Source organism: Mesorhizobium sp. M7A.F.Ca.CA.001.10.2.1, from assembly GCF_003998575.1.
In the GTDB taxonomy this organism is placed as follows: domain Bacteria; phylum Pseudomonadota; class Alphaproteobacteria; order Rhizobiales; family Rhizobiaceae; genus Mesorhizobium.
This window is the reverse complement of the sequence record NZ_RZQY01000959.1, coordinates 1-1,641: the sequence shown is the minus strand read 5'-3', so window position 1 is coordinate 1,641 and position 1,641 is coordinate 1. Positions and strand designations below refer to the sequence as shown.

General features: G+C 63.7%; 2 protein-coding genes and 1 pseudogene. 1 reads left to right on the top strand and 2 read right to left on the bottom strand.

What is annotated here, in order from left to right:
- On the top strand, positions 1-378 hold a 378-nt coding region (locus tag EN964_RS33940; protein ID WP_206528809.1), incomplete at its 5' end, for a SpoVR family protein.
- A 24-nt stretch (positions 379-402) separates the two neighbouring features.
- Here the strand turns inward: EN964_RS33940 and EN964_RS33935 are convergent.
- Entirely contained in the window at positions 403-1,296 is an 894-nt protein-coding gene (locus EN964_RS33935) for an HlyC/CorC family transporter (protein WP_127271762.1), read from the bottom strand.
- Positions 1,293-1,641: pseudogene (locus EN964_RS33930) on the bottom strand (3-dehydroquinate synthase); the annotation flags it as partial. The pseudogene EN964_RS33930 and the gene EN964_RS33935, both read right to left, overlap by 4 nt.

Below are 1,641 nucleotides of genomic sequence, written 5' to 3'. Positions count from 1 at the left end.
CGCCAGTACCTCAGTCCGGCCTTGATCCGGAAATGGCGGTTTTTTGTGCTTGGCGACGCTGCCGACCAACCGCATTGCCTGGTCGCCTCGATCCACGACGAGCGCGGCTACGCCAAGATACGCGCCACGCTCGCCAACAGCTATGACCTCGGCGCAAACCGACCGGACATTCAGGTGGTGGATGTCGATCTGCTCGGCGACCGCCATTTGCGCCTGCAGCACAAGGTCAATGACGGCATCCTTCTCGAGGATGCCAGCCGCGACGCCACGCTTCGTCACATCCGCAGGCTTTGGGGTTATGAAGTCAGCCTGGCGGCCATGGATGCCGAGACCGGCGCGACGATCCACGAACGCTCGACCAGCCAGATCGCCGGATGACGTGCCCCGGCCTCCCTGCGCGTATCAGGTGTCGCCGGCTGGCCTGATCCTCAGCCTTGCGATCCGGTTCTTGTCGCGTTTCATGACGATGAAGCGCTTGCCGTGGAACGTAAAAGCCTGCTTCTCCTCGGGGATCGATTGCGTCTCGTGGATGACGAGGCCGGCAATGGTGGTGGCCTCCTCATCCGGCAGGTTCCAGTCGAGAGCCCGGTTGAGGTCACGGATCGGCACCGTACCGTCGACGACCACGGAGCCGTCGGCCTCCTGCTTGACGCCCTGTATGTCGACATCATGCTCGTCGGCGATCTCGCCGACGATCTCCTCGATAATGTCCTCCAGCGTCACCAGTCCTTCGACCTCGCCATATTCGTCGACGACGACGGCGAAATGCGCTTTGCGGCGAAGGAAGGCGTTGAGCTGTTCCTGCAAGGTTGTCGTGTCGGGCACGAACCATGGTTTCGAGGCGATCTTCATCACATCGATCCTGGAGAAGTCGTTGCCGACTTCGTTCAAGGCGCGCAGCAGATCCTTTGCATGCAGCACGCCGACGATGTTGTCGAGCGAGCCTTTCCACAGCGGCATGCGGGTGTGCGGGCTTTGCAAGATCTCGCGCACCACCGCTTCCGGCGCATTGTCGGCATTGACCGAGCGCATGTTGGTGCGGTGGACCATGATGTCGGAGACTTCGAGTTCGGCGAGATCGAACAGGCCGCCGACGCGGTCGCGATCCTCGCGCACCACCTGGCCGTCGCGGCGGAAATCGTCGACCGCGCCGCGCAATTCGTCCTGGCTGGAACGCTGCGGCTCGATGCGCGAAAGCTCGTATCCGGACATGGCAAGCAGGCGCGTGCGCACGGCAACAAGCAGCACGATGAGGATGGCAAGGACGGCAACGACGATCCAGCCGGGCTCGTTCATCTCCGGTCGCTTTCCTTTGGGTGATTCTCCCTGAGGAACGACAGCACTTCCGAGGCCGGCACGTCCTTGGCGATGAAGGCCTGGCCGATGCCGCGCGTCAGGATGAAGGTCAGCGCGCCGCGCGACACCTTCTTGTCCTGGGTGATAAAGGCCAGCAGCGCCTCGGCGTCAGGCAGATCGCCCGATATGTCGGCTATCCGCCAGGGCAGGCCGACGGCGCGCAGATGCGCCTCGACGCGCGCGGCATCGTCGGGGCTGGCCAGATTGAGCCGCGACGAGAACCGGTAGGCCAGCGCCATGCCGATGGCGACCCCTTCGCCATGGACGAGGCGGGCTCCGTCATAC

Excerpts from the sequence above, each read along its gene's own strand:
- EN964_RS33935 (WP_127271762.1), bottom strand. The coding sequence starts at position 1,296 with ATGAACGAGCCCGGCTGGATCGTCGTTGCCGTCCTTGCCATCCTCATC.